Source organism: Streptomyces sp. CA-243310, from assembly GCF_050936775.1.
Lineage (GTDB): Bacteria > Actinomycetota > Actinomycetes > Streptomycetales > Streptomycetaceae > Streptomyces.
In genome coordinates this window covers 2779592-2800847 of record NZ_JBNJMF010000001.1, presented here as the reverse complement: position 1 = coordinate 2800847, position 21256 = coordinate 2779592, and the positions used below count along the sequence as shown (strand labels likewise).

The following is a 21256-nucleotide window of genomic DNA, read 5'->3' as shown; positions in this document are numbered from 1 at the left end:
GGCACCCCGCTGCGTGCCGATGCGTCGCGCTCGGGTTCATCGAGCCGCGCCACTGAACGAGAGAGCACCCCACATGGCGACCAGGACCATCAGATCGACCGTGCGCCGGAACGAGGACGTGGCATGGTAGCGGCGCGCATCACGGTCAACGGAAAAGAAGCGACGATCGCGCCGTGCGCACCCCACGCCACGGTGCTGGACTTCCTGCGCGAACGCGGTCTCACCGGCACCAAGGAGGGCTGCGCCGAGGGCGAATGCGGCGCCTGTTCGGTCCTCGTGGCGCGGCCCGGGGTGAACATGCCGACGGACTGGGTGGCGGTCAACGCCTGCCTGGTCCCGGTCGCGGCGCTCGACGGCCAGGAGGTCGTCACCTCAGAGGGCCTCGCCACCGCCGGCGCACCCGGCACGCCGGCCGCGTTGCACCCCGTACAGGAGGAGATGGCCGTCCGCGGCGGCTCCCAATGCGGTTACTGCACACCGGGGTTCATCTGCAGCATGGCCTCCGAGTACTACCGTCCCGACCGCTGCGCGCGCCCGGACACGGAGACGCACACGAACACGGGCTCGGGCGGCGAGGCCGACCCCGAGCACGGTCCGAACGGCTTCGATCTGCACGCGCTGAGCGGGAACCTGTGCCGCTGCACCGGCTACCGTCCCATCCGCGACGCCGCGTTCGCCGTCGGATCCCCCACCGAGGACGACGTGTTGGCGCGGCGTCGCGAGCAGTCCCCGCCCGAACCGGTCGCCACCGCGTACGCGCACGGCGACAGCGTGTTCCTGCGGCCGGGCACCCTGGCCGAAGCGCTGCGGCTGCTGCGCGAGCGACCCGAGGCCGTGGTCGTCGCCGGCAGCACCGACTGGGGCGTGGAGGTGAACATCCGCTCGCGGCGCGCGACTTGCGTGGTGGCCGTCGACCGGCTGCCCGAACTGAGGGGTCTGCGCGTCGAATCCGATCACGTCGAGATCGGGGCGGCGCAGACGCTCACGGAGATAGAACGGCGCCTCGACGGCACCGTCCCGCTGCTGGCGGAGCTGTTCCCGCAGTTCGCGTCCCGGCTCATTCGCAACAGCGCCACCCTCGGCGGCAACCTCGGTACCGGCTCCCCCATCGGTGACAGCCCGCCGGTCCTGCTCGCGCTGGAGGCGTCGCTGGTGCTCGCCGGCGTCGACGGTGAGCGCGAGGTCCCCCTCGCCGACTACTTCACCGGCTACCGGCAGAGCGTGCGCCGCCCCGACGAGCTGATCCGCGCGGTGCGCATCCCGCTGCCGCTGTCACGGGTCACGGCCTTCCACAAGATCGCCAAGCGGCGTTTCGACGACATCTCCAGCGTGGCGGTCGCCTTCGCGCTCGACATCGAGGGCGGGATCGTCCGCAAGGCGCGCATCGGCCTGGGTGGCGTGGCCGCCACCCCGATCCGCGCGTTGGCCGCGGAGGCCGCCCTGGAGGGCAGGCCGTGGGTGACGGAGACCGTCGAGGCCGCGTCCCGGGTGCTGCGCGCCCAGGGCACCCCGATGGACGATCACCGCGCCAGCGCCGGCTATCGCTCCGCGATGCTCGGCCAGAGCCTGTTGAAGCTGTACGCGCGAACCACCGAGGCGGTGTCGTCATGAGCCAGTTGTCCCAGCGTCCCGAGAAGTCCGTCGTCGGCGTCTCCATGCCGCACGAGAGCGCCAACCTGCACGTCACGGGAGCCGCGCTCTACACCGACGACCTGGTCCATCGGACCAAGGACGTCCTGCACGCCCACCCCGTCCAGGTCATGAAGGCCCACGGCAGGATCATCGCGCTGCACACCGGGCCCGCGCTCGCCGTGCCCGGTGTGGTCCGCGTGCTGACCGTCGCCGACGTACCCGGCGTCAACGATGCCGGGATGAAGCACGACGAACCCCTCTTCCCCGACGAGGTCATGTTCCACGGTCACGCGGTCGCCTGGGTGCTCGGTGAGACCCTGGAGGCGGCCCGGCTCGGTGCGGCGGCCGTCGAGGTGGAACTCGACGAGAAGCCCTCCGTGATCTCGCTGCGGGAGGCGATCGAGGCCGGCAGTTTCCACGGCGCCCGACCCGTGATGACGACCGGGGACGTCGACGCGGGATTCGCCGACTCCGCCCATGTGTTCACCGGGGAGTTCGGGTTCTCCGATCAGGAACACTTCTATCTGGAGACGCACGCGGCGCTGGCCCATGTCGACGAGAACGGGCAGATGTTCGTCCAGAGCAGCACCCAACATCCCTCGGAGACGCAGGAGATCGTCGCGCACGTGCTCGGCCTGCACAGCCACGAGGTGACCGTGCAGTGCCTGCGGATGGGTGGCGGCTTCGGCGGCAAGGAGATGCAGCCGCACGGGTTCGCGGCGGTCGCCGCGCTCGGCGCCCTGCTGACCGGTCGCCCGGTGCGGGTGCGGCTCAACCGGACCCAGGACCTGACCATGTCCGGCAAGCGCCACGGGTTCCACGCCGAGTGGAAGATCGGATTCGACGCCGAGGGCCGCATCCAGGCCCTGGACGCCACCCTGACCGCGGACGGCGGCTGGAGCCTGGACCTGTCCGAGCCGGTGGTGGCCCGCGCCCTGTGCCACATCGACAACACCTACTGGATCCCCCACGCACGCGTCGCCGGTCGCATCGCCAAGACCAACAAGGTCTCGAACACCGCCTTCCGCGGCTTCGGCGGACCGCAGGGCATGCTGGTGATCGAGGACATCATGGGCCGGTGCGCGCCGCTGCTCGGCCTGGATCCGATGGAGTTGCGCGAACGCAACTTCTACCGGCAGGGCCATTCGACGCCGTACGGGCAGCCCGTCCCCCACCCCGAACGCATCTCGATCGTCTGGCAGCAGGTCAAGGCCGATGCGAAGATCGACGATCGCAGGCGGGAGATCGAGGCCTTCAACGCCGCGCACCCGCACACCAAGCGGGCGCTCGCGCTCACCGGGATCAAGTTCGGGATCTCGTTCAACCTCACGGCCTTCAACCAGGCCGGGGCGCTGGTGCTGGTCTACAAGGACGGCTCGGTCCTGATCAACCACGGCGGGACCGAGATGGGGCAGGGCCTGCACACCAAGATGTTGCAGGTCGCCGCGACCACGCTGGGCATTCCCCTGCACAAGGTCCGGCTGGCCCCCACGCGCACCGACAAGGTGCCCAACACCTCCGCCACGGCCGCCAGCGCCGGGGCGGACCTCAACGGTGCGGCGGTGAAGAACGCCTGCGAGCAGATCCGCGAGCGGCTGCTCCAGGTCGCCGGCACCCGACTCGGGGCGAACGCCTCGGACGTGCGCCTCGTCGAGGGCGTCGCGCGCGCCCTCGGCAACGACAAGGAGCTGGCCTGGGACGATCTGGTGCGCACCGCGTACTTCCAGCGGGTGCAGTTGTCGGCGGCCGGGTTCTACCGGACCGAGGGGCTGCACTGGGACGCGAAGGCGTTCCAGGGCTCGCCGTTCAAGTACTTCTCCTACGGCGCCGCCGCGGCCGAGGTGGAGGTGGACGGCTTCACGGGCGGGTACCGGATCCGGCGCGTGGACATCGTGCACGATGTCGGCGACAGTCTCTCCCCGATGATCGACATCGGTCAGGTCGAGGGTGGTTTCGTGCAGGGCGCGGGCTGGCTGACGCTCGAGGACATGCGGTGGGACACGGGTGACGGGCCGAACCGCGGCCGGCTGCTGACCCAGGCGGCGAGCACCTACAAGCTGCCGAGCTTCTCGGAGATGCCCGAGGAGTTCAACGTCAGGCTGCTGGAGAACGCCACCGAGGAGGGCGCGGTCTACGGGTCCAAGGCGGTGGGTGAGCCCCCGCTGATGCTGGCCTTCTCGGTACGGGAGGCGCTGCGGCAGGCCGCGGCGGCGTTCGGACCCGCCGGAGTCGGTGTGGAGCTCGCCTCGCCCGCGACACCCGAGGCGGTGTACTGGGCGATCGAGGCGGCCCGCGGGGGCGGCGCGGGGCAGGACGGTCAACCGGCTGTCGGCAGCGAGGTCCCCGCCGACGCGGACGCTTTGAGCCATGCCTGACATGAGCTGGGTGGCCGCGGTCGCGCGGTTGCGGGCACGCCGGGAGCCCGGCGTGCTCGTGACCGTCGCGACCGTGCGCGGCCACGCGCCCCGCCGGCCCGGTGCCAAACTCGTCGTGGGCCGGACCGAGACGTGGGGTTCGATCGGTGGCGGCAACATCGAGGCCGTCGCCATCGACCGCGCCCGCGAGCTGTGCGGCACGGCCGATCCGGAGCCCGAGCTGATGGAGTTCGCCCTCAACGACAAGGTCACCGGCCCGCACGGCGTGCAGTGCTGCGGCGGAGCCGTCACCGTACTGCTCGAACCGCTGCCGGTGGTCCGGGCGGTGGCGGTCTTCGGTGTCGGGCACGTGGGCCTGGAGCTGGCCCGCATCCTGGCCCGCCAGAACCTCGATCTGTACCTGATCGACACCCGGCCCGACATGCTCACCGACGAACGGCTCGGCGTGCTCGCCGACGCGATGGCGCAGATCCACGTGCGTCACACACCGCTCCTTCCGGAAGAGGTGCTCGCGGAGCTGCCGGCCGGCACCCACGTCCTGATCATGACCCACGATCACGCGGAGGACGCCGCACTGTGCGACGCGGCCCTGCGCACCGCCGGCCTCGGCTCGATCGGCCTGATCGGCTCGTCCGCGAAGTGGGCGCGGTTCCGGCAGCGCCTGGCCGACGAGGGCGGCCACGAAGCCGCCGGAATCGACCGGATCAAGACCCCGATCGGGATCACCGGAATCACCGGGAAGGAGCCGGCGACGATCGCGGTGAGCGTCGCGGCGGACCTGCTCCGCGCCTTCGAACAGGACCGCGAACGGGACCGTGAGAAGGGCCCTGAACAGGGCCGCGGGCCGGCGGTGCCGTACGCCGTCGCCGGCAGCGCCTGAAGGGGGCCCGTCACCGCAGCTGGCGGCGGACCAGGTCGTGGAAGAGGCCGGAGGTGTCGGCGAGCAGTTCCGCGGGCGGGCCCTGCTGGACGATGCGGCCGTCCGCCATGGCGATCACCCGGTCGGCTCCCATGATCGTGGAGAGCCGGTGGGCGATCACGACGCGGGTGGCGCGCAGGGCGCGGGTGGATTCGACGACCACGCGCTGGGCCTCGTTGTCCAGCGCGCTGGTGGCCTCGTCGAAGAACAGGACGCGCGGCTTGCGGATGAGGGCCTGGGCGATCATCAGTCGTTGGCGCTGGCCTCCCGAGACGGTGCCGCCACCGTCGGACAGCATGGTGTGCATGCCCATCGGCATGGCCTTGACGTCCTGCGCCAGGCCCGCCATGGCGGCTGCCTCCCACGCCTCTTCGAGGGAGAACGTCCCGGCGCCGCGGATGCAGTCGAGGATCGATCCGGTGAAGGGCTGGGCGTTCTGCAACACGACGCCGCACTGCCGGCGCACGGCCGCCTGGTCGAGCGCCGCCAGGTCCTGGCCGTCGTACATGACGCTGCCGGAGTCGGGCTTGTCGAAGCCGATGAGCAGCCGCAGCAGGGTCGACTTGCCGCAACCGCTGGCTCCGACGATCGCGACGAACTCTCCCTCCCTGATGCGCAGGTTCACGTCGTCGAGGACGAGCGGGCCGTCGTCGGCGTAGCGGTACGACAGGTCCTTGGCCTCGATGGCACCGGTCAGCTCACCCGGTCGGGTACTGGACCGGACCGCCTCGGGGGTCTCCCGCAGGAGCGGCTTGACCTGCTCGAACATCGGCAGCACGGCAGCGGCCGAGATGAGCGCACCGGTCAGCTGCGTCACCGAGGACAGCAGCATCGTCAGCGCGGTGCTGAAGGTGAGGAACTCGCCGGCCGACATGGCACCGCGGGCCGGTCCGGCCAGCAACATGAACATCACCAGCGTGCACAGCGGCAGGTAGACGGCGCCCAGGACCGTGATGACGTTCTGGATCCGGCCGATGCGCTGCTGGAGGTCGCGGGTTCGGGCGAACTCCCGCGCCCAGGCGGCGTACGCGAAGCTCTCGGCCGCGGCGACGCGGAGCTTGGGCAGGCCGCGCAGGGTCTGGAAGGCCTGGTTGTTGAGCCGGTACCCGAGGGCGATCAGCCGGCGCTGGTAGCGCAACTGCCACAGCCCCAGGCCCAGGAAGACCCCGGCGACGACGACCAGCATGGCGAGGGCCACCAACGCCAGCGGCACGCTGTAGACGAGCAGCAGGACGAGGTTCATCGCGCCGACGGCGCCCGCCTGTACGCAGACCGGCCCGATGCCCGACAGCACGCGGCGGATGGCGCTGATGCCCATCGCCGCTCCGGCCAGTTCGCCCGTGGAACGGCCGGCGAAGAACTTCGTCGGCAGCCGCAACAGCCGGTCCCACACCGCCGGCTGCAAGGTGGCCTCGACACGGCCCTCCATGCGCAGGAGGGAGGTGTTCTGCAGCAGCATGAAGGCGGCCGAGACGATGCCGGTGGCGATCAGCGCCAGCCCCGTCTGCACGATGAGGCCGCTCTCGCCCTGCGGGACGTAGCGGCCGAGGACCCGGCCGGTGGCGATCGGCACCAGTGCGCCCAGGGCCACCGCGACCAGCCCGCCCAGCATGAGGCTGCGCAGCTCCGGGAGGGTGCCGCGCACGCTGAACCGGAGCAGTGCCGGCAGGCCCACCCGCCCGTCGGGCAGCGGGCGGTACAACATGACGGCGCGCGGCTCGAAGACGGCCTCGTTCGTCCTGCCGACGCGCTCGCGCGTACCGGTGGCGGGGTCGACGGCCTCGTAGCCGCCGCGTCGCCACAGCAGCGCGACCGGCGTTCCGTCCTTCTCCCGCCGGCCCACCAGCGGCCCGGTGTTCTCGCGCCACCAGCGCCCACCGAGCCGGACCACGCGGGTACGGATCCGGGAGGCGAGCGCGATGCTCTCGACGGGATCGACCTGCCCGGCGGTGCTGTCCGCCTCGCCCGGTTCGGCCAGGGTGATGCGGGCCGCGTCGGCGACGAGCCCGCACACGGCGAAGGTGGCGTCGACGCCCGCGCTGCGGTGGGAATCCCGGCCGGAGCGGACGATGGACGCCAGCAGGGTCCGGTCCGCGTGGGTGCGGGCTGCCCGGCCCGCCTCGATTCCGGCCGCCGCACGGTCCTCGTGGGCGCGCTCCAGCTCTTCGATCCAGCCGTCGAGGGCGTAGAGCAGCCGGTGCTGCTGGTCGACCATGCCCTGCCACATCGCCGCGTCGACGAGGAGGGTGCCCACCGCCTCCGTCTCGTACACGGCCCCGTACTGGACGCTGCCCGGGGCGATCTGCATCCACAGGATGTCGTCGTCGGCCCCGCCGTGTTCGGCGGGGGCGCCGCCGTCCAACGGCGCCTGGTAGAGCACGCGCAGGCCGCGCCCGATGCCGCGCGCGAAGGCGTCCTCCAGGGGGCTCGGTCGCCCTGGGGCGGGCCCGCCGTACTGCCCTTGATCGGCGTGCCACGGTCCGCCGTGGAACCCGGGCACCGGGAACTGGTCGCCGTACTCGGGTCGGTACAGCTCCCGCAGCTCGATGCGCCGCAGCCGACACCCTTGCAGGGGCCGGCCGACCAGGGTGTGCTCCGGTCCCTCGGCCGGGCCCAGCAACAGTGTGCCCGGCTCCAGCCGGCCCAGGAAGTGCCAGTGTCCGGCCTGCGAGGCGTCGACGGCGAACAGGTCCAACGCGCCCCGCACCACCAGCCACAGGACGAGCGGGCCCTCCAGGGACAGGCTGCGCAGGCCCGTGCAGTCGACCGCCGCGCCCAGGGCGCCCAGTGCCGCGACGACCGGGTCCGGGGGGCCGCCCGGTTGACCGGCGGCGACGGGGGGCGTGGTGGCGTCCGTGGTGGTGGCGGTGTGGTGGGCGTGCGTCACCTCAGTGCTCCTTGACCAGTTCGGCGTACGGGCCCCGCGCGGCGACCAGGTGCTCGTGCCGGCCGCGTTCCACGATCGCGCCCCGGTCGAGCACGACGATCTCGTCGCTGTCGCGGACCGTGCTCAGCCGGTGGGCGATGACCACACAGGCGCAGCCGCGTCGGCGCAGGTTGTCGATGATGACCTGCTCGGTCACCGCGTCCAGGGCGCTGGTCACCTCGTCGAGCACCATCACGCTGGGGCGGCGCACCAGTGCCCGGGCGATCTCCAGGCGCTGTCGCTGACCGCCGGAGAAGTTGCGACCGTCCTGCTCGACCCGGCTGCGGATGCCGCCGGGGCGGCGGGCGACCACGCCGTGCACGGCGGCGTCCTGAAGGGCCGCGACGACGGCCTCGTCCGGGATGGAGGGGTCCCACAGCGTGACGTTGTCGCGGACGGTGCCTTCGAAGAGGAAGACGTCCTGGTCGACGAAGGAGACGGAGGCGGCCAGCGCGCCGCGCGGGATGTCCTCCAGCCGCATGCCGTCGATGCGGATGGCCCCCTCCCAGGGGGTGTGGAGGCCGGAGAGCAGCCGGGAGACGGTGGACTTGCCACTGCCGGATCCGCCGACGAGCGCGACCTGTTGCCCGGGGCCGACGGAGAGCGAGAAGTCCGTGAGCAGCGGGGCGTCCAGCGGGCTGTAGCCGAAGGTGACGTGCTCCAGCTCCACGTGGCCTTTGAGGCGTCGGGTGCCGGCGGCGGGCTCGCGCCGCGAGTGGACCGGGTCGACGGGGAAGTTCTCGACGTCCTTGAGACGGGCTACGTCGGCCGCGAAGTCCTGGATCCTTCCGGCGACGCCGCCCAGCCGGGAGATCGGCGCGGTGAAGCTGGTCACCAGGGCCTGGAAGGCGACGAGGAGACCCACGGTGAGATGCCCCTCCACCGCCCGCAGTCCGCCCATCATGAGGATCAGCGCGCTGTTGAGCGCCGCGAGCGTGGGTGCGACGATCGCGAGCCAGGCGCTGGGCACGCCGAGCCGCTGCTGCACGTCGAGGGTGACGGCGTGCTGTCCGGCCCAGCGCCGGAAGAAGCCGTTCTCGCCGCCCGTGGCCTTCATGGTCTCGATGAGTTGGAGACCGCTGTACGAGGTGTTGGTCAGCCGGGCGCTCTCCGCGCGCAGCTTCTGGGTGTCGGTGGCCCTCAGCCGGATCACGATCCGCAGGGCCACCACGTTGAGCAGCGCCACGGCCACGCCGACGAGGGTGAGCTGCGGATCGTACGTCCACAGCAGCACCGCGTAGATCACGACCACCACGGCGTCCACGCCCGCGGCGGCCAGGTCCCTGGCGAGGGTCTCGGCGACCGTGTCGTTGGATTGCAGGCGCTGGACCAGGTCCGCCGGGTTGCGCTGGGAGTAGAAGGTGACCGGAAGCCTCAGGAGGTGCCGGAAGAAGCGGGCACCGCCCAGGGTGGAGGAGATGATGCGCCCGCGCAGCAGATTGGCCTGTTGCAGCGCGGTGAGTGTCGCGGTGAGCACGAGGGCGACGGCCATCGAGGCGAAGAGCACGCCCAGCAGCGACGTCTGCTCCCCGATCAGGAACATGTCGATGTAGGTGCGGCTCAGCGCCGGCACCGAGGCGCCGACGGCCACCAGGAGGAGGCTGGAGAGCACGGCGGCGGCCATGGTTCCCGAAGTGCCCCGCAGACGGGCCGGCATGGCGCCCAGGACGCCCGGCTTGCGGCCGCCGCGGCGGAAGCCGTCGCCGGGCTCGAAGGTGAGCACGACACCGGTGAAGCTGGTGTCGAACTCGTCCAGGGGGACGAACCGGCGTCCCTTGCCCGGATCGTTGACGTACACGCCCTTGCGGCCGAGCCGGCGGCTCATCCCGTCGTAGACGACGTAGTGGTTGAACTCCCAGAAGAGGATGGCCGGGCCGCTCACCTCGGCCAGCGCGTCCAGGCCCATCTGCATGCCCTTGGCCGTCAGCCCGTAACCGCGTGCGGCCTTGAGGAGGTTGCCGGCGCGGGAGCCGTCGCGGGAGACGCCGCACGCGATGCGCAGTTCCTCCAGGGGGACGAAGCGGCCGTGGTGTCCGAGCACCATGGCCAGCGCGGCGGCGCCGCACTCCACCGCCTCCATCTGCAGCACGGTGGGGGTGCGTACCGGGCGGGGCGTCCTGCCCGGGGTGCGGGTGCGGGCCTGCGGCGGGTGCCGCCCTTGGAGTCGGGGCGGTGCCGTCGGTGTCCGGACGAAGGGAGCTGCGGCGGCGTGCCGGTTCGCGGCGCGGTCACGGCAGCAGCCAGTCGACGGGGCGTTGCACGGCGAGGTGGACGGCGCCGCTGACCGGTGTCCTCGACGGGACCTCGTCCGGGGGGCCGTCGCCGGAGGACCAGCGGTAGCCGGACCCGGTCGAGGTGGAGGGGTCCAGCTGTACGAGTACCGCGACCGGGTTTCCGGCGCGGGTGAACTGTGCCGCGAGCCCGCCGTCGCCCAGGAAGCCGCCGATCTGCGCCGTGGTCTGCGGCGTGCGGCCGACCGCCTTGACACGGCCGCGCAGCGTGCCGAACCGCTGTTGCGGGACCGACTGGACGGTCAGGTCCACGGTCGCGCCGACCGGGATCGTCGAGGCGTTGCCGCCGGGCACGTACAGCACGGCCACCAGCGGGTCCTGCGGGTTCTTCACGCGTTCCACGGTGGCCACGTCCGCACCGGTGGAGACGACCGAACCCACCTTGGCCACGAGTGTCGCCAGCCGGCCGCCGGTCACCACGCGCACGGGGCGGTCCCCCTGGGGCGTACGAACGGTGAGCAGGGGCGCGCCGGCGGTCAACAGCCGGCCCTCCTCGGCGAGGACCGCGGTGACCTGTCCCGCGACCGGGGTCTGCAGTACGTAGCTGCCTTCGGCGTGGGTGAGGATGCCGGGGGCGCTCAGCTTGGAGGACACGGTGCCGGTGAAGGCCCAGAAACTCGCGGCGGCCATGACGATGACCGTGACGACCAGGACGAGCCGGCCCTGCGGGCGCGCGAAGCGTACGGGCAGGTCGAGTTCTTCGGGCGATTGCAGCTTGGAAAGAGCCTTTTGGCGAAACTGCACGGACCATTCCTTTGACTGCATTCGTATCGGCCGGGCGTATCGGTCATACGGTCTTGCGCGGACATACGGCCTTGCACGGGCATGCGGTCTTGCACGGACATGCGGACAGCCAGGAACCCCGGAGCCGTGGGGGACGCTCCGGGGTTCATGGGGATATCCCGATCAGAGACCGGCGATACCGGTGTTCACCGAAACGCCGGTGACGCCCGTGACGACGCCGGGGACCTGCGAGACGATGCCCGTGGCGGCCTGGACGGTGTTCAGGGAGCCCAGGACGTTGCTGACATCGCTGGTCACGGCGCCGACGAGGCCACCGGACACGCCGATGATGCCGCCGGAGACGGCGTCCAGCTCGGTGTCGGCGATCTCACGGGTCTCGATGTCGTTACGCATGGCGCGCACCTTTCATTGGGGGGAGGTATTCATTCACGCGACGGTGGAGCGGCCTGAAATCGGGCCACCCATTTCGACTGCCGCAATACGCAAGATGTAAGCACGCGAACGGGTCGGCGGACCAATCCCGTTGACACCCCATCACGGTCGGACGGGCATCCCCGACGACTGAAGTGCAGCTTGATTCACCGAATGGTGACGGCTTCTCCACAAGAACGAGTAACAGATGTGGGGCCTCCCTTCCTTACACGGAACCAACCGACACGAAACCACCACAAACGGGCGGAGCATTCCGGTCATATCGCCGGACGAGGAGGTGAGTTGGCACAGTCGCGGACACGATGTGCAGGTTTCCGTAAGGCGCGTGGGGTGACGGGACCGTCACACCCGGTGTGCGTGCGGGAGGAGCCGGGCCCTGCGCGCCGACCCCGAGTCGGTGCCCGGTGGCGCACCGGGCCGACGCGGGACGGACTCGGGCGGGGTGCACCGCGACGTACGGCGCATGCACTGGGGGGCGCGGGGGTCCTGCGGTGCTCGGGGGTGGCGCGATGTCCGGGGTGCGGGAGGCGTCCGACCCCGGTCGGGCGGGCTCAGCCTGCTCCGAGGACCTTGTCGATGTAGCCCGCGAGCGAGGACCGCAGGCCCTCCGCGTCCACCCCCCGCTCGTCGATCAGGTGGGCCACGAGGTCGGCGCGGATGGCGGCCAGCAGTGCGTGGGCGGTGAAATCCGCGTCGTGAACGCCGGGCACCTCGTCGAGGGCCGCGCGGAGGACCTCGTGCCACCAGCCGTAGTGCTCGGCCCGGTAGGGGCTGCTGAGGCCGGCGTCCTCCGCGGCCGTCATGAGGTTCCGGTTCTCGATCTTGAAGCGCAGCGAGGCGTCCAGAAGGTCCGCCACCCGCTGTCGCGGCGAGGACCCCGTCGTGTCCTGCGCCTCCCGCACGGCGCGCCGGAGGGGTTCGAGGCGAGAGGCGATCACCGCGCCGATCAGGCCCGCGCGGTCGCCGAAGCGGCGGAAGAGGGTGCCCTTGCCGACGCCCGCGGCCGCGGCGATGTCGTCCATCGACACGCTCTGCGGGCTGCCACTGGCGGCGAAGAGGGCGTCCGCTGCCGCCAGTACGGCTTCTCGGTTGCGCAGGGCGTCCGCGCGTTCCGTGCGCTGGGCCACGGGTCCTCCTTGGTCTTCGCCCGTCACCGACGGTCCGCCCGCCCGGGATGCGGCGGGCCGGTTCGTGACGTCGTCGAGCCAGTCGACGATACGCGTTCCCGCGCGCCGGCGCCGATCCCGCCGGGGCGGCACGGGAACGACTCCCCCGTCAGGCGATCTCCCTTGCGACGAAGGCGCGGAAGGTGCCCGGAGGTCGACCGGTGAGGCGTTCCACGGTGTCCGTGGTGCGGTCCTCCGCACCGCCGGCGATGGCGCGGTCCATGGCGGCCAGCATGGTGGCGAATTCCGGCGGGATCTCGGCCGCCCAGCGGTCGCGCAGTTGCTCGAACGTCAGATGTCGGTGCACGACGCTGCGGCCGGTGGACTCGGTGAGGATCGCGGCGACGTCGTCGTGGCTGAACGTCTGCGGACCGGTCAGGATCAGATCGGTGTCGGGGGACTTCTCGTCGAGCAGGGCCCGTACGGCGACGGCGGCGATGTCCTGCGCGTCGACGAAACCGATGCGGCCGTCACCCGAGGCCGTCAGGATGACGCCTCCCTCACGGATGCTGCGGGCGTGCGGGGTGGATCCGGTGAAGTTCTGCATGAACCAGGAGGGCCGCAGCACCGCCCATTCGTCGAACAGGCCGGGCAGCGCCTGGTGGACCTGACCCACCGCGGGGCCGCCCGCCGGGATCGCCGACGCCCCGAGCAGCACCGCGCGTCGCACGCCGGCCGCTCGGGCCTCGTGGAGGAAGGGCAGCATCACCGCGGCCGGGTCGGAGGAGCCGACGGGCGGGACGAGGTAGGCGCGGTCGACCCCGCTCAGGGCCTCGCCCCAGGTCGCGGGCTCGTTCCAGTCGAAGCGGACCGCCTGCGCGGCGCCCACCGGGGCGGCGGTGCGTCCGCCCGCCTTGACGTGGTGGCCTTCGGCGAGGAGACCGGCGGTGACCCGGCGACCGGTGGTGCCGGTGGCGCCGATGACCAGGGTGGCGGCGGGGTCGCTCATCGCTCGGCTCCCGTGAAGTCGGCGCCGGACTCCTGCACGGCGAGGGGGTTCCAGTAGTCGCGGTAGGAGGTCATGAGGCCGTTCCTGACCGTGACGACCGCGATGTAGGTCATGTCGAAGGGTCCTCCTGTCTTCACCAGGCGGCCCACGCCGCGCATCTCGACCACGATCGTCTCGGGGACGGAGGTCCGGTGGACCGTCACCTCGGGGAAGTCGTGCAGGTCGATGTGGTCCGGGTAGGGGCGCATGTAGTCCGCGATGGCCCGGCGACCTTCCAGCCGCGCGGGCCACCCCGGAGGCGCGAAGGGGAACTCCAGGATCCCGTCGTCGTCCCACAGGTCCATCCATGCGGGGACGTCCTTCTCCAGCAGCAACCGCAGACCGTGGCGGTAGAGCTCCTCAGGAGTCATGGGGATGGTCATGTTCGAGGTTTCCATTCCGCTCGGAAGCGAGGCGTCACGCACGGCGACACGCACGGCGTCACGCACGGCGACGCCCGTCGGTGCAGACGTCGGCCGGGGGTGGAAGCTGTCGGGCCACCCAAAGCGGACCGGCGGTCCGCATGAGGCAAACATACGGACCGCCGGTCCGCTTAGCAAGACGGACGAGCGCCGCGGCCCGCCCGGGTCCGGGTTGGTTGGCGGGATGCGGCGTGGTTGGCTGTCGTCCGGACAGACTCCAAGACCGCGGCTCGGCCGGTTCGGGCGCGGTCGGAGAGGCGGGGCCGGGACGAGGGGTGCGGGAGTACTGGTGCGGGAGAAGACGGACGGACTGCCGAGACAGCTGTGGGACCGGGCCCGGCTCGGGGCGGTCTCCGCCACGGAACTGCTCGACACCGGGCCGGAGCAGGTCTTCGAGGACCTCGCGGGCCTCGCCGCCCGGGTCACCGGCTCGGGGCGGGCGTTCATCACGCTGGTGGACGACCGGCGCTCGTTCTGGAAGGCCTGCGTCGGGGTCGACGCGACCGCGATCGAGGACCGACAGAATCCGGTGGAGGAGAGCTTCTGCTTCTTCCTGATCGGTCTCGACGGGGAGCCGTTCATCGTGGACGACGCCGCCGACGACCCCCGCACCCGTGACCATCCCTCGGTCGGACCGATGCGCATCGGCGCCTGGGCCGGATACCCCCTCCTGGGAGCAGGCGGCGAGGTGCTGGGCAGCTTCTGCGTCATCGACGACAGCCCCCGCGTCTGGACGCCCGCCGATCTGACCACGCTGGAGACGCTCGCCCGCTCGGTCGGCGCGGAGATCGGCCTGCGCCGGTCGCTGACCGCCGCCCGGAAGGCGCACACCCTGTCGGCGGACCTCGCCCACTCGCTCCAGCAGGGCCTGCTGCCGCCGGCCCTGCCCCTGGTACCGGGCGTGGAGGTGGCGGCCTCCTACCTTCCCGCGTCCCGCGCCGGCCGTTCCGACATCGAGGTCGGCGGCGACTTCTACGACCTGTTCCGCACCCGCGGCTCCTCCTGGGCCGCCGTCCTGGGCGACGTGTGCGGCAAAGGCGTACAGGCCGCCCAGGTGTCCTCGATGGCCCGCTACACGATTCGCGCCGAGGCCGGCGAGAACCGTTCCCCCGCAGGACTCCTCGACCGCCTCAACACCGCGATGCTCGCCCAGCACGCTCCACGCTTCCTCACCGCCGTCTACGCCCGCTTCCGGACCACCCGCGGGGGCCTCGCGGGGACGCTCGCCCTGGCCGGCCACCCGCCCGCCCTCGTCCGCCGGGCCGACGGCACCGTCCGTGAGATCGGCAGGCCCGGACAGCTCCTCGGCGTCTTCGACCCCATCCGGCTGGCCGACACCAGGTTCCGTCTCGCCCCGGGGGACCTGCTCCTCCTCTACACCGACGGCGCGACCGAGGCACGCGCCCGCCCCGGGGCCCCCGACCGGGAGCACGACGTCTTCGACGACGCCGACCTGGCCCGCGCCCTCGCCGACACGGCCGGCATGAACGCCACCGACACCATCAGCCACATCAACGACACCCTGGCTGCCCGGCACGAGGGATGGACCAGCGACGACACGGCCCTCCTGGCCCTGCGCGTCCCCGAGCAGCACCCCGGCTGAAAGCCCCGCCACGGAAACCGTCCTGCGCGGCACCGTCGGCTGCGGGGACGAGGCGGAACTGCGCCCGGCCTTCAGCCGTGTCCTCACCGCGGACCGCCTCCCGCTGATCGTCGACCTCGGGGCCCTCCTGTACTGATCAGGCGGTTACCGCGTCCGTACTGATCAGGCGGTACCGCGTCCGGCCGCCGCCCGTCCCATCGACAGCGCCAGAGTCCGTACCCGGCGCCAGTCCATCGGCGGTGCGACGCGCGGCACGCCGGGCCGGTGACGGGGCACGCGTACGCGCAGGGCGCCGGGCGAGAGGCGGCAGCGCACCGGAGTGGGCAGCGTCAAGGCCTCGCCGTCGACACCGACCGGTATGACCGGGGCGTCGGCGTCGACGACGACCTCTCGGGCGGTGGTCGCGGTCAGCCCGCGGCCCTGTCCGCCCCGCAGCAGGAGTTCCGTGGCCTCGGCGGCGTTGGCGACGCCGACACACAGCACCCCGAGCTCGCCCGAGTCCAGTCTCTGCCGGCGCCCCAGTCCCGCCGAGTCGCCCCTCGCATAGGGGTTGTTGCTCACCAGTACGGCCTGGGGCCCCTCCACGGCCAGGGCGTCGGCACGGACACTCAACACCGCGCCGCTCCGGTGGGTCAGCAGGTCCGGCAGCATCTCCAGAATGGTGCGGGCCTTGTCGTCGCGGTAGGCGGGACTCTGGACGACTTCCGCGTACACGCCGAACGAGGCGTTGTTGATGAAGACGCGCTCCGCGTTCCGGTCCCCGGGCGGTCCCCCCTGGAGGTAGCCGATGTCGATGCGCAGTTCGACCGCGTCGTCCAGTGCGTCCAGACACCTGGAGGGGTCCTCCCGGTCCAGGCCCAGGTCCATGGCGAAGTGGTTGCGGGTGCCGGCGCCGATCACCATGAACGGTATGTCGTGCTCCGCGGCCACGCCAGCGACCAGGGCCTGTGTCCCGTCGCCACCCGCGACGCCGAGCAGATCGGCCCCGCCGCGGACGGCCCGCCGCGCCAGCTCGGCCACGTCCTGCCGTTCGGCCGGGTCCAGTACGACGACCTCGGCGCCCTTGGCCCTGGCCCGTTCCGCCAGGCGGAACTTGCCGACCTTTCCGCCGCCCGAGCGCGGATTCATGATCAGGAACGGGTGCTCGGCCCGGCCGGCGGACCGCTCCGGCATGCCCGGCGGGGCGTCGTCGGCAAGCGCCGCCCTGCCGGCGGAAACGGCCAGTGCCCACAGGCCGAGCGAGACCAGCACGACCCACAACAGTCCGGCGGACGCGTACAGGAACAGGACACCGAGCGGCGCGGCGATCACCAGCATCACGGCCGGCACCCGGAGCCAGCCGGTGTGGGTGAGCATCCACCAGCCACCGGCCGCCGTGAGCACCAGACCCGCCCACCCCACCCCCATGAGCACGAGGCTGCCGAATCCGGCGAAGACCACCAGTACCAAGAGCGCGGCCACGCCCGCCGCGAGGGCCAGACGCGCGGTCCAACGCCTGCTCATGGGGCGGCCTCCCACCCAGGTCCGGAGGTATCCCCTCAAGCCTATGGGCGCTCCTGCCGCGCGGCACGTTCCGGCTTCCTCACCAGGCCCGACAACTTCCGGGCCTCCGCGTCGCGTCGCGCGCGGAACCCACCTGCGGTTCCCCTCCCCCCTCCTCGACATCCGCCGCGCAGCCTCCCGTAAGAGTGGCGTCAAGGGTTGCGGGGCTGCCGTATGGACCCCGTCAAGGCGGCTTAACACCCGGGTCGGGACGCGGTTGTCTCGTCATCAGCCAACTGGCTGATTCATTTCTTCCCACTTCACTCAGGAGCTCGCGATGGCCGATCTGGCCTTCGTCGTCACCACGATCGCGGTGTTCGCGATGGTGGCCCTCATCGCCCGGGGGGTGACCAGGCTGTGACCGTCGAGAACGTCGTCGGCCTCGTCGTGGCCGTGTCACTGCTCGGTTACCTCGTCCTCGCCCTCGTGTATCCGGAGAGGTTCTGAGCAGACATGAGCCCCGTAACCGCCGGCGTGCTCCAGTTCCTCGCGCTGATCGCCGCGCTCGCGCTGGCCTACCGCCCACTCGGCGACCACATGGCCCGGGTCTACTCCTCCGAGAAGCACCACAAACCGGAGAAGTGGATCTACAAGGCCATCGGCGCCGACCCGAACGTCGAGATGCACTGGCCCGCCTACCTGCGCGGCGTCCTCGCCTTCTCGGCGGTGGGCGTCCTGTTCCTCTACGCCCTTCAGCGCCTGCAGGGCAGCCTGCCGGGTTCGCTCGGCTTCGTGTCGATCGATCCGGATCAGGCCTTCAACACCGCCGCGTCCTTCGTGGCGAACACCAACTGGCAGTCGTACTCCGGCGAACAGGCCATGGGTCACGTCGTACAGACCGGCGGCCTCGCGGTGCAGAACTTCGTCTCCGCCGCCGTCGGCATGGCCGTGGCGGTGGCGCTCGTACGGGGCTTCGCCCGCTCCCGCACCGGTGAACTCGGCAACTTCTGGTCCGACCTGGTGCGCGGCACCGTCCGCGTCCTGCTCCCGATCTCCGTGATCGGCGCGGTCGTCCTGGTCGCCTGCGGAGTCATCCAGAACTTCGCCGGGATCCACGAGGTCGGCCAGTTCACGGGCGGCTCGCAGCAGTGGAACGGCGGGGCGGTCGCCTCGCAGGAGGTCATCAAGGAGCTGGGGACGAACGGCGGCGGCTACTTCAACGCCAACTCGGCCCACCCCTTCGAGAACCCGACCCCCTTCTCGAACCTGTTCGAGATCTTCCTGATCCTGCTCATCCCCTTCGCGCTGACCCGGACCTTCGGCCGGATGGTGGGCAACCTGCGCCAGGGCTACGCGATCCTCGCGACGATGGGCATCATCTGGATCGCGTTCACCGGTCTGATGATGTGGACCGAGTTCGCCCACCACGGCCCGGCCCTCGACGTCGCCGGCGGCGCCATGGAGGGCAAGGAGACCCGCTTCGGAATCGGCGGCTCGTCGATCTTCGCCGTGGCCACGACGCTGACGTCGACCGGTGCGGTCAACTCCTTCCACTCCTCCTACACCGGCTTCGGCGGCGGCATCACCCTGCTGGGCATGCAACTCGGCGAGATCGCCCCCGGCGGGGTCGGATCCGGCCTCTACGGCATGCTGATCATGGCGATCATCGCGGTGTTCATCGCCGGCCTGATGGTCGGCCGCACCCCCGAGTACCTCGGCAAGAAGATCGGCATCCGCGAGATCAAGCTGGCCGCCTGCTACATCCTCGTCACCCCGGCCCTGGTGCTGTGCTTCACCGCCGCCGCGATGGCCCTGCCCACCCCGGGCAACTCCATGACGAACTCCGGCGCGCACGGCTTCTCCGAGATCCTCTACGCCTACACCTCGGGTGCCAACAACAACGGCTCCGCCTTCGCCGGACTCAACGCCGACACCCAGTGGTTCAACAGCACCATCGGCATCGCCATGTTGCTCGGCCGGTTCCTGCCCATGGTGTTCGTCCTCGCACTGGCCGGCTCGCTCGCCGAGCAGAAGCCCGTACCGGAGACCGCGGGCACGCTCCGCACCGACAAGCCGCTCTACGCGGGCCTGCTCGTCGGCACGATCGTCATCATCACCGGCCTGACCTACTTCCCCGCCCTCGCGCTGGGGCCGCTCGCCGAAGGGCTCGCCTCATGAGCACCATCACTCCCACCCGTGCCCCGCACGAGGACGTTCCCACCGGGCACACGCCTGCGGCACACCGTGTCGGCGGGGGGCTGTTCGATCCCAAGGCACTGCTGAAGTCCTTCCCGGACGCGGTGCGCAAGCTCGACCCCCGCGTGATGATCAAGTCGCCCGTCATGTTCGTGGTCCTGATCGGCTCGGTCGTCACGACCGTGCTGGCGGCCAAGGACCCGACCGACTGGTTCGGTTGGGCGATCACCGCCTGGCTGTGGCTGACCACGATCTTCGCGAACCTCGCCGAGGCCGTCGCCGAGGGCCGCGGCAAGGCCCAGGCCGACACGCTCCGCAAAGCGAAGACGGACACGGTCGCCCGCCGCCTCGACGGCTCGCTGGAGGAACGGGTCCCCGGCGCGGAACTCCGCATCGGCGACCTGGTGATCTGCGAGGCGGGCGACATCATCCCCGGTGACGGTGACGTCGTCGAGGGCGTCGCGTCGGTGGACGAGTCGGCCATCACCGGTGAATCCGCGCCCGTCATCCGCGAGTCGGGCGGCGACCGCAGCGCGGTCACGGGTGGCACGAAGGTGTTGTCCGACCGGATCGTCGTCAAGATCACGACGAAGCCCGGCGAGACCTTCATCGACCGCATGATCGCCCTCGTCGAGGGCGCGGCCCGGCAGAAGACGCCCAACGAGATCGCGCTGAACATCCTCCTCGCGTCCCTCACCATCGTCTTCCTGCTCGCGGTCGTCACCCTCCAGCCCTTCGCCATCCACGCGGGCGCCGAGCAGTCGATGATCGTGCTCACCGCCCTGCTGGTCTGCCTGATCCCCACCACCATCGGCGCCCTGCTCTCCGCCATCGGCATCGCCGGCATGGACCGCCTGGTCCAGCGCAACGTCCTCGCCATGTCGGGCCGGGCCGTGGAGGCCGCGGGCGACGTGTCGACGCTCCTGCTCGACAAGACCGGCACCATCACCCTCGGCAACCGCCAAGCCTGCGAGTTCGTGCCGGTCAAGGGCATCACGGACGCCGAACTGGCGGACGCCGCGCAGCTTTCGTCGCTGGCGGACGAGACTCCCGAGGGCCGCTCGATCGTGGTCCTGGCGAAGGAGAGGTACGGGCTGCGCGAACGCGGTCGGAGCGAGCTCGCCGGCGCCGAGTGGATCGCCTTCACCGCCCGGACCCGGATGTCCGGCGTGGACGTGGACGGCCGCAAGACCCGCAAGGGGGCGGCCGGTTCGGTCATCACCTGGGTGAAGGAGCAGGGCGGTCAGGTCTCCGACGATGCCGACACCCTGACCGACCGGATCTCCGAGGCCGGCGGAACCCCTCTCCTCGTGGCCGTCGATGACGAGCGCGGGGCCCGTGTCCTCGGCGTCATCCACCTCAAGGACGTCGTCAAGGAAGGCATGCGCGAACGGTTCGACGAACTGCGTCGCATGGGCATCAAGACCGTCATGATCACGGGCGACAATCCGCTCACCGCGAAGGCCATAGCCGAAGAGGCCGGCGTGGACGACTTCCTCGCGGAAGCCACGCCCGAGGACAAGATGGCCCTCATCAAGCGGGAGCAGGCGGGCGGCAAGCTGGTCGCGATGACCGGCGACGGCACGAATGACGCACCCGCACTCGCCCAGGCCGACGTCGGCGTCGCGATGAACACCGGCACCTCGGCCGCCAAGGAGGCCGGGAACATGGTGGACCTGGACTCCAACCCCACCAAGCTCATCGAGATCGTGGAAATCCCCAAGCAGTTGCTGATCACGCGCGGTGCGCTGACGACGTTCTCCATCGCCAACGACGTCGCCAAGTACTTCGCGATCATCCCGGCGATGTTCGCCGTGGTCTACCCGGGCCTCGACAAGCTCAACATCATGGGCCTGGCCTCACCCGAGTCCGCGATCCTCTCCGCGGTCGTCTTCAACGCGCTGATCATCATCGCGCTCGTGCCGCTCGCCCTCAAGGGCGTGCGGTACAAGCCGACCAGCGCCGACAAGATGCTCCGGCGCAACCTCGGCCTGTATGGCGTGGGCGGCCTGATCGCCCCCTTCATCGGCATCAAGGTCATCGACCTCCTCGTCTCCCTCGTCCCCGGGCTCGCCTGAAT

The 21256-nt window shown here is 71.2% G+C and carries 15 protein-coding genes; 7 read left to right on the top strand and 8 right to left on the bottom strand.

What is annotated here, in order from left to right:
• Nucleotides 1-123 precede the first annotated feature (123 nt).
• The 3 genes from ACQEVM_RS12650 to xdhC are packed head-to-tail and all read left to right on the top strand — an operon-like array spanning nucleotide 124 to nucleotide 4887.
• On the top strand, nucleotides 124-1611 hold the full coding sequence (locus ACQEVM_RS12650; RefSeq protein ID WP_433077973.1) for a xanthine dehydrogenase small subunit: 1488 nt from the start codon (nucleotides 124-126) through the stop codon (nucleotides 1609-1611).
• A complete protein-coding gene (gene xdhB / locus ACQEVM_RS12645; RefSeq protein ID WP_433077971.1) occupies nucleotides 1608-4007 on the top strand; it encodes a xanthine dehydrogenase molybdopterin binding subunit in 2400 nt (799 codons plus the stop codon). Before ACQEVM_RS12650 ends, xdhB begins: the two co-directional genes overlap by 4 nt.
• A gap of 1 nt (nucleotide 4008) precedes the next feature.
• On the top strand, nucleotides 4009-4887 hold the full coding sequence (gene xdhC / locus ACQEVM_RS12640) for a xanthine dehydrogenase accessory protein XdhC (protein ID WP_433079983.1): 879 nt from the start codon (nucleotides 4009-4011) through the stop codon (nucleotides 4885-4887).
• 10 nt (nucleotides 4888-4897) lie between these two features.
• On the opposite strand, the gene ACQEVM_RS12635 is transcribed toward xdhC, so the two are convergent.
• The 7 genes from ACQEVM_RS12635 to ACQEVM_RS12605 form a co-directional block, all read right to left on the bottom strand.
• Nucleotides 4898-7714 (bottom strand): NHLP bacteriocin export ABC transporter permease/ATPase subunit, encoded by a 2817-nt coding sequence (locus ACQEVM_RS12635; RefSeq protein WP_433079981.1) that lies wholly within the window; start codon nucleotides 7712-7714, stop codon nucleotides 4898-4900.
• A gap of 100 nt (nucleotides 7715-7814) precedes the next feature.
• Nucleotides 7815-9932, bottom strand: coding sequence for an NHLP family bacteriocin export ABC transporter peptidase/permease/ATPase subunit (locus ACQEVM_RS12630; RefSeq protein WP_433079979.1), 2118 nt, complete (start codon nucleotides 9930-9932; stop codon nucleotides 7815-7817).
• A 148-nt stretch (nucleotides 9933-10080) separates the two neighbouring features.
• The gene (locus ACQEVM_RS12625; RefSeq protein ID WP_433077969.1) at nucleotides 10081-10887 is read right to left on the bottom strand and encodes an HlyD family efflux transporter periplasmic adaptor subunit; all 807 of its coding nucleotides are present in this window, start codon (nucleotides 10885-10887) and stop codon (nucleotides 10081-10083) included.
• 162 nt (nucleotides 10888-11049) lie between these two features.
• Nucleotides 11050-11280, bottom strand: a complete 231-nt coding sequence (locus ACQEVM_RS12620; protein WP_053680387.1) for a hypothetical protein — start codon at nucleotides 11278-11280, stop codon at nucleotides 11050-11052.
• Between the two features lie 590 nt (nucleotides 11281-11870).
• Nucleotides 11871-12446, bottom strand: a complete 576-nt coding sequence (locus ACQEVM_RS12615; RefSeq protein ID WP_433077967.1) for a TetR/AcrR family transcriptional regulator — start codon at nucleotides 12444-12446, stop codon at nucleotides 11871-11873.
• Between the two features lie 148 nt (nucleotides 12447-12594).
• On the bottom strand, nucleotides 12595-13434 hold the full coding sequence (locus tag ACQEVM_RS12610) for an NAD(P)H-binding protein (RefSeq protein ID WP_433077965.1): 840 nt from the start codon (nucleotides 13432-13434) through the stop codon (nucleotides 12595-12597).
• The gene (locus ACQEVM_RS12605; RefSeq protein ID WP_433077963.1) at nucleotides 13431-13856 is read right to left on the bottom strand and encodes a nuclear transport factor 2 family protein; all 426 of its coding nucleotides are present in this window, start codon (nucleotides 13854-13856) and stop codon (nucleotides 13431-13433) included. The genes ACQEVM_RS12610 and ACQEVM_RS12605 overlap by 4 nt, the downstream gene beginning before the upstream one ends.
• A 328-nt stretch (nucleotides 13857-14184) precedes the next feature.
• On the opposite strand from ACQEVM_RS12605, the gene ACQEVM_RS12600 reads away from it, so the two are divergent.
• Nucleotides 14185-15498 carry a PP2C family protein-serine/threonine phosphatase gene (locus ACQEVM_RS12600; protein ID WP_433077961.1) on the top strand — a complete coding sequence of 438 codons (1314 nt, stop codon included), beginning with the start codon at nucleotides 14185-14187 and terminating at the stop codon, nucleotides 15496-15498.
• A 162-nt stretch (nucleotides 15499-15660) separates the two neighbouring features.
• Here the strand turns inward: ACQEVM_RS12600 and ACQEVM_RS12595 are convergent, their stop codons facing one another.
• Entirely contained in the window at nucleotides 15661-17001 is a 1341-nt protein-coding gene (locus tag ACQEVM_RS12595; RefSeq protein ID WP_433077959.1) for a diacylglycerol/lipid kinase family protein, read from the bottom strand.
• 396 nt (nucleotides 17002-17397) lie between these two features.
• On the opposite strand from ACQEVM_RS12595, the gene kdpF reads away from it, so the two are divergent.
• The 3 genes from kdpF to kdpB are packed head-to-tail and all read left to right on the top strand — an operon-like array spanning nucleotide 17398 to nucleotide 21254.
• Nucleotides 17398-17487, top strand: coding sequence for a K(+)-transporting ATPase subunit F (gene kdpF / locus ACQEVM_RS12590; RefSeq protein ID WP_037860493.1), 90 nt, complete (start codon nucleotides 17398-17400; stop codon nucleotides 17485-17487).
• 6 nt (nucleotides 17488-17493) lie between these two features.
• Nucleotides 17494-19158 (top strand): potassium-transporting ATPase subunit KdpA, encoded by a 1665-nt coding sequence (gene kdpA, locus ACQEVM_RS12585; RefSeq protein ID WP_433077956.1) that lies wholly within the window; start codon nucleotides 17494-17496, stop codon nucleotides 19156-19158.
• On the top strand, nucleotides 19155-21254 hold the full coding sequence (gene kdpB, locus ACQEVM_RS12580; RefSeq protein ID WP_433077954.1) for a potassium-transporting ATPase subunit KdpB: 2100 nt from the start codon (nucleotides 19155-19157) through the stop codon (nucleotides 21252-21254). The genes kdpA and kdpB overlap by 4 nt, the downstream gene beginning before the upstream one ends.
• Nucleotides 21255-21256: the final 2 nt, after the last annotated feature.

Coding starts and splice junctions, on each gene's coding strand:
- ACQEVM_RS12650 (WP_433077973.1), top strand. CDS start 124: ATGGTAGCGGCGCGCATCACGGTCAACGGAAAAGAAGCGACGATCGCG.
- xdhB (WP_433077971.1), top strand. CDS start 1,608: ATGAGCCAGTTGTCCCAGCGTCCCGAGAAGTCCGTCGTCGGCGTCTCC.
- xdhC (WP_433079983.1), top strand. CDS start 4,009: ATGAGCTGGGTGGCCGCGGTCGCGCGGTTGCGGGCACGCCGGGAGCCC.
- ACQEVM_RS12630 (WP_433079979.1), bottom strand. CDS start 9,932: ATGGAGGCGGTGGAGTGCGGCGCCGCCGCGCTGGCCATGGTGCTCGGA.
- ACQEVM_RS12620 (WP_053680387.1), bottom strand. CDS start 11,280: ATGCGTAACGACATCGAGACCCGTGAGATCGCCGACACCGAGCTGGAC.
- ACQEVM_RS12610 (WP_433077965.1), bottom strand. CDS start 13,434: ATGAGCGACCCCGCCGCCACCCTGGTCATCGGCGCCACCGGCACCACC.
- ACQEVM_RS12605 (WP_433077963.1), bottom strand. CDS start 13,856: ATGACCATCCCCATGACTCCTGAGGAGCTCTACCGCCACGGTCTGCGG.
- ACQEVM_RS12595 (WP_433077959.1), bottom strand. CDS start 17,001: ATGAGCAGGCGTTGGACCGCGCGTCTGGCCCTCGCGGCGGGCGTGGCC.
- kdpA (WP_433077956.1), top strand. CDS start 17,494: ATGAGCCCCGTAACCGCCGGCGTGCTCCAGTTCCTCGCGCTGATCGCC.
- kdpB (WP_433077954.1), top strand. CDS start 19,155: ATGAGCACCATCACTCCCACCCGTGCCCCGCACGAGGACGTTCCCACC.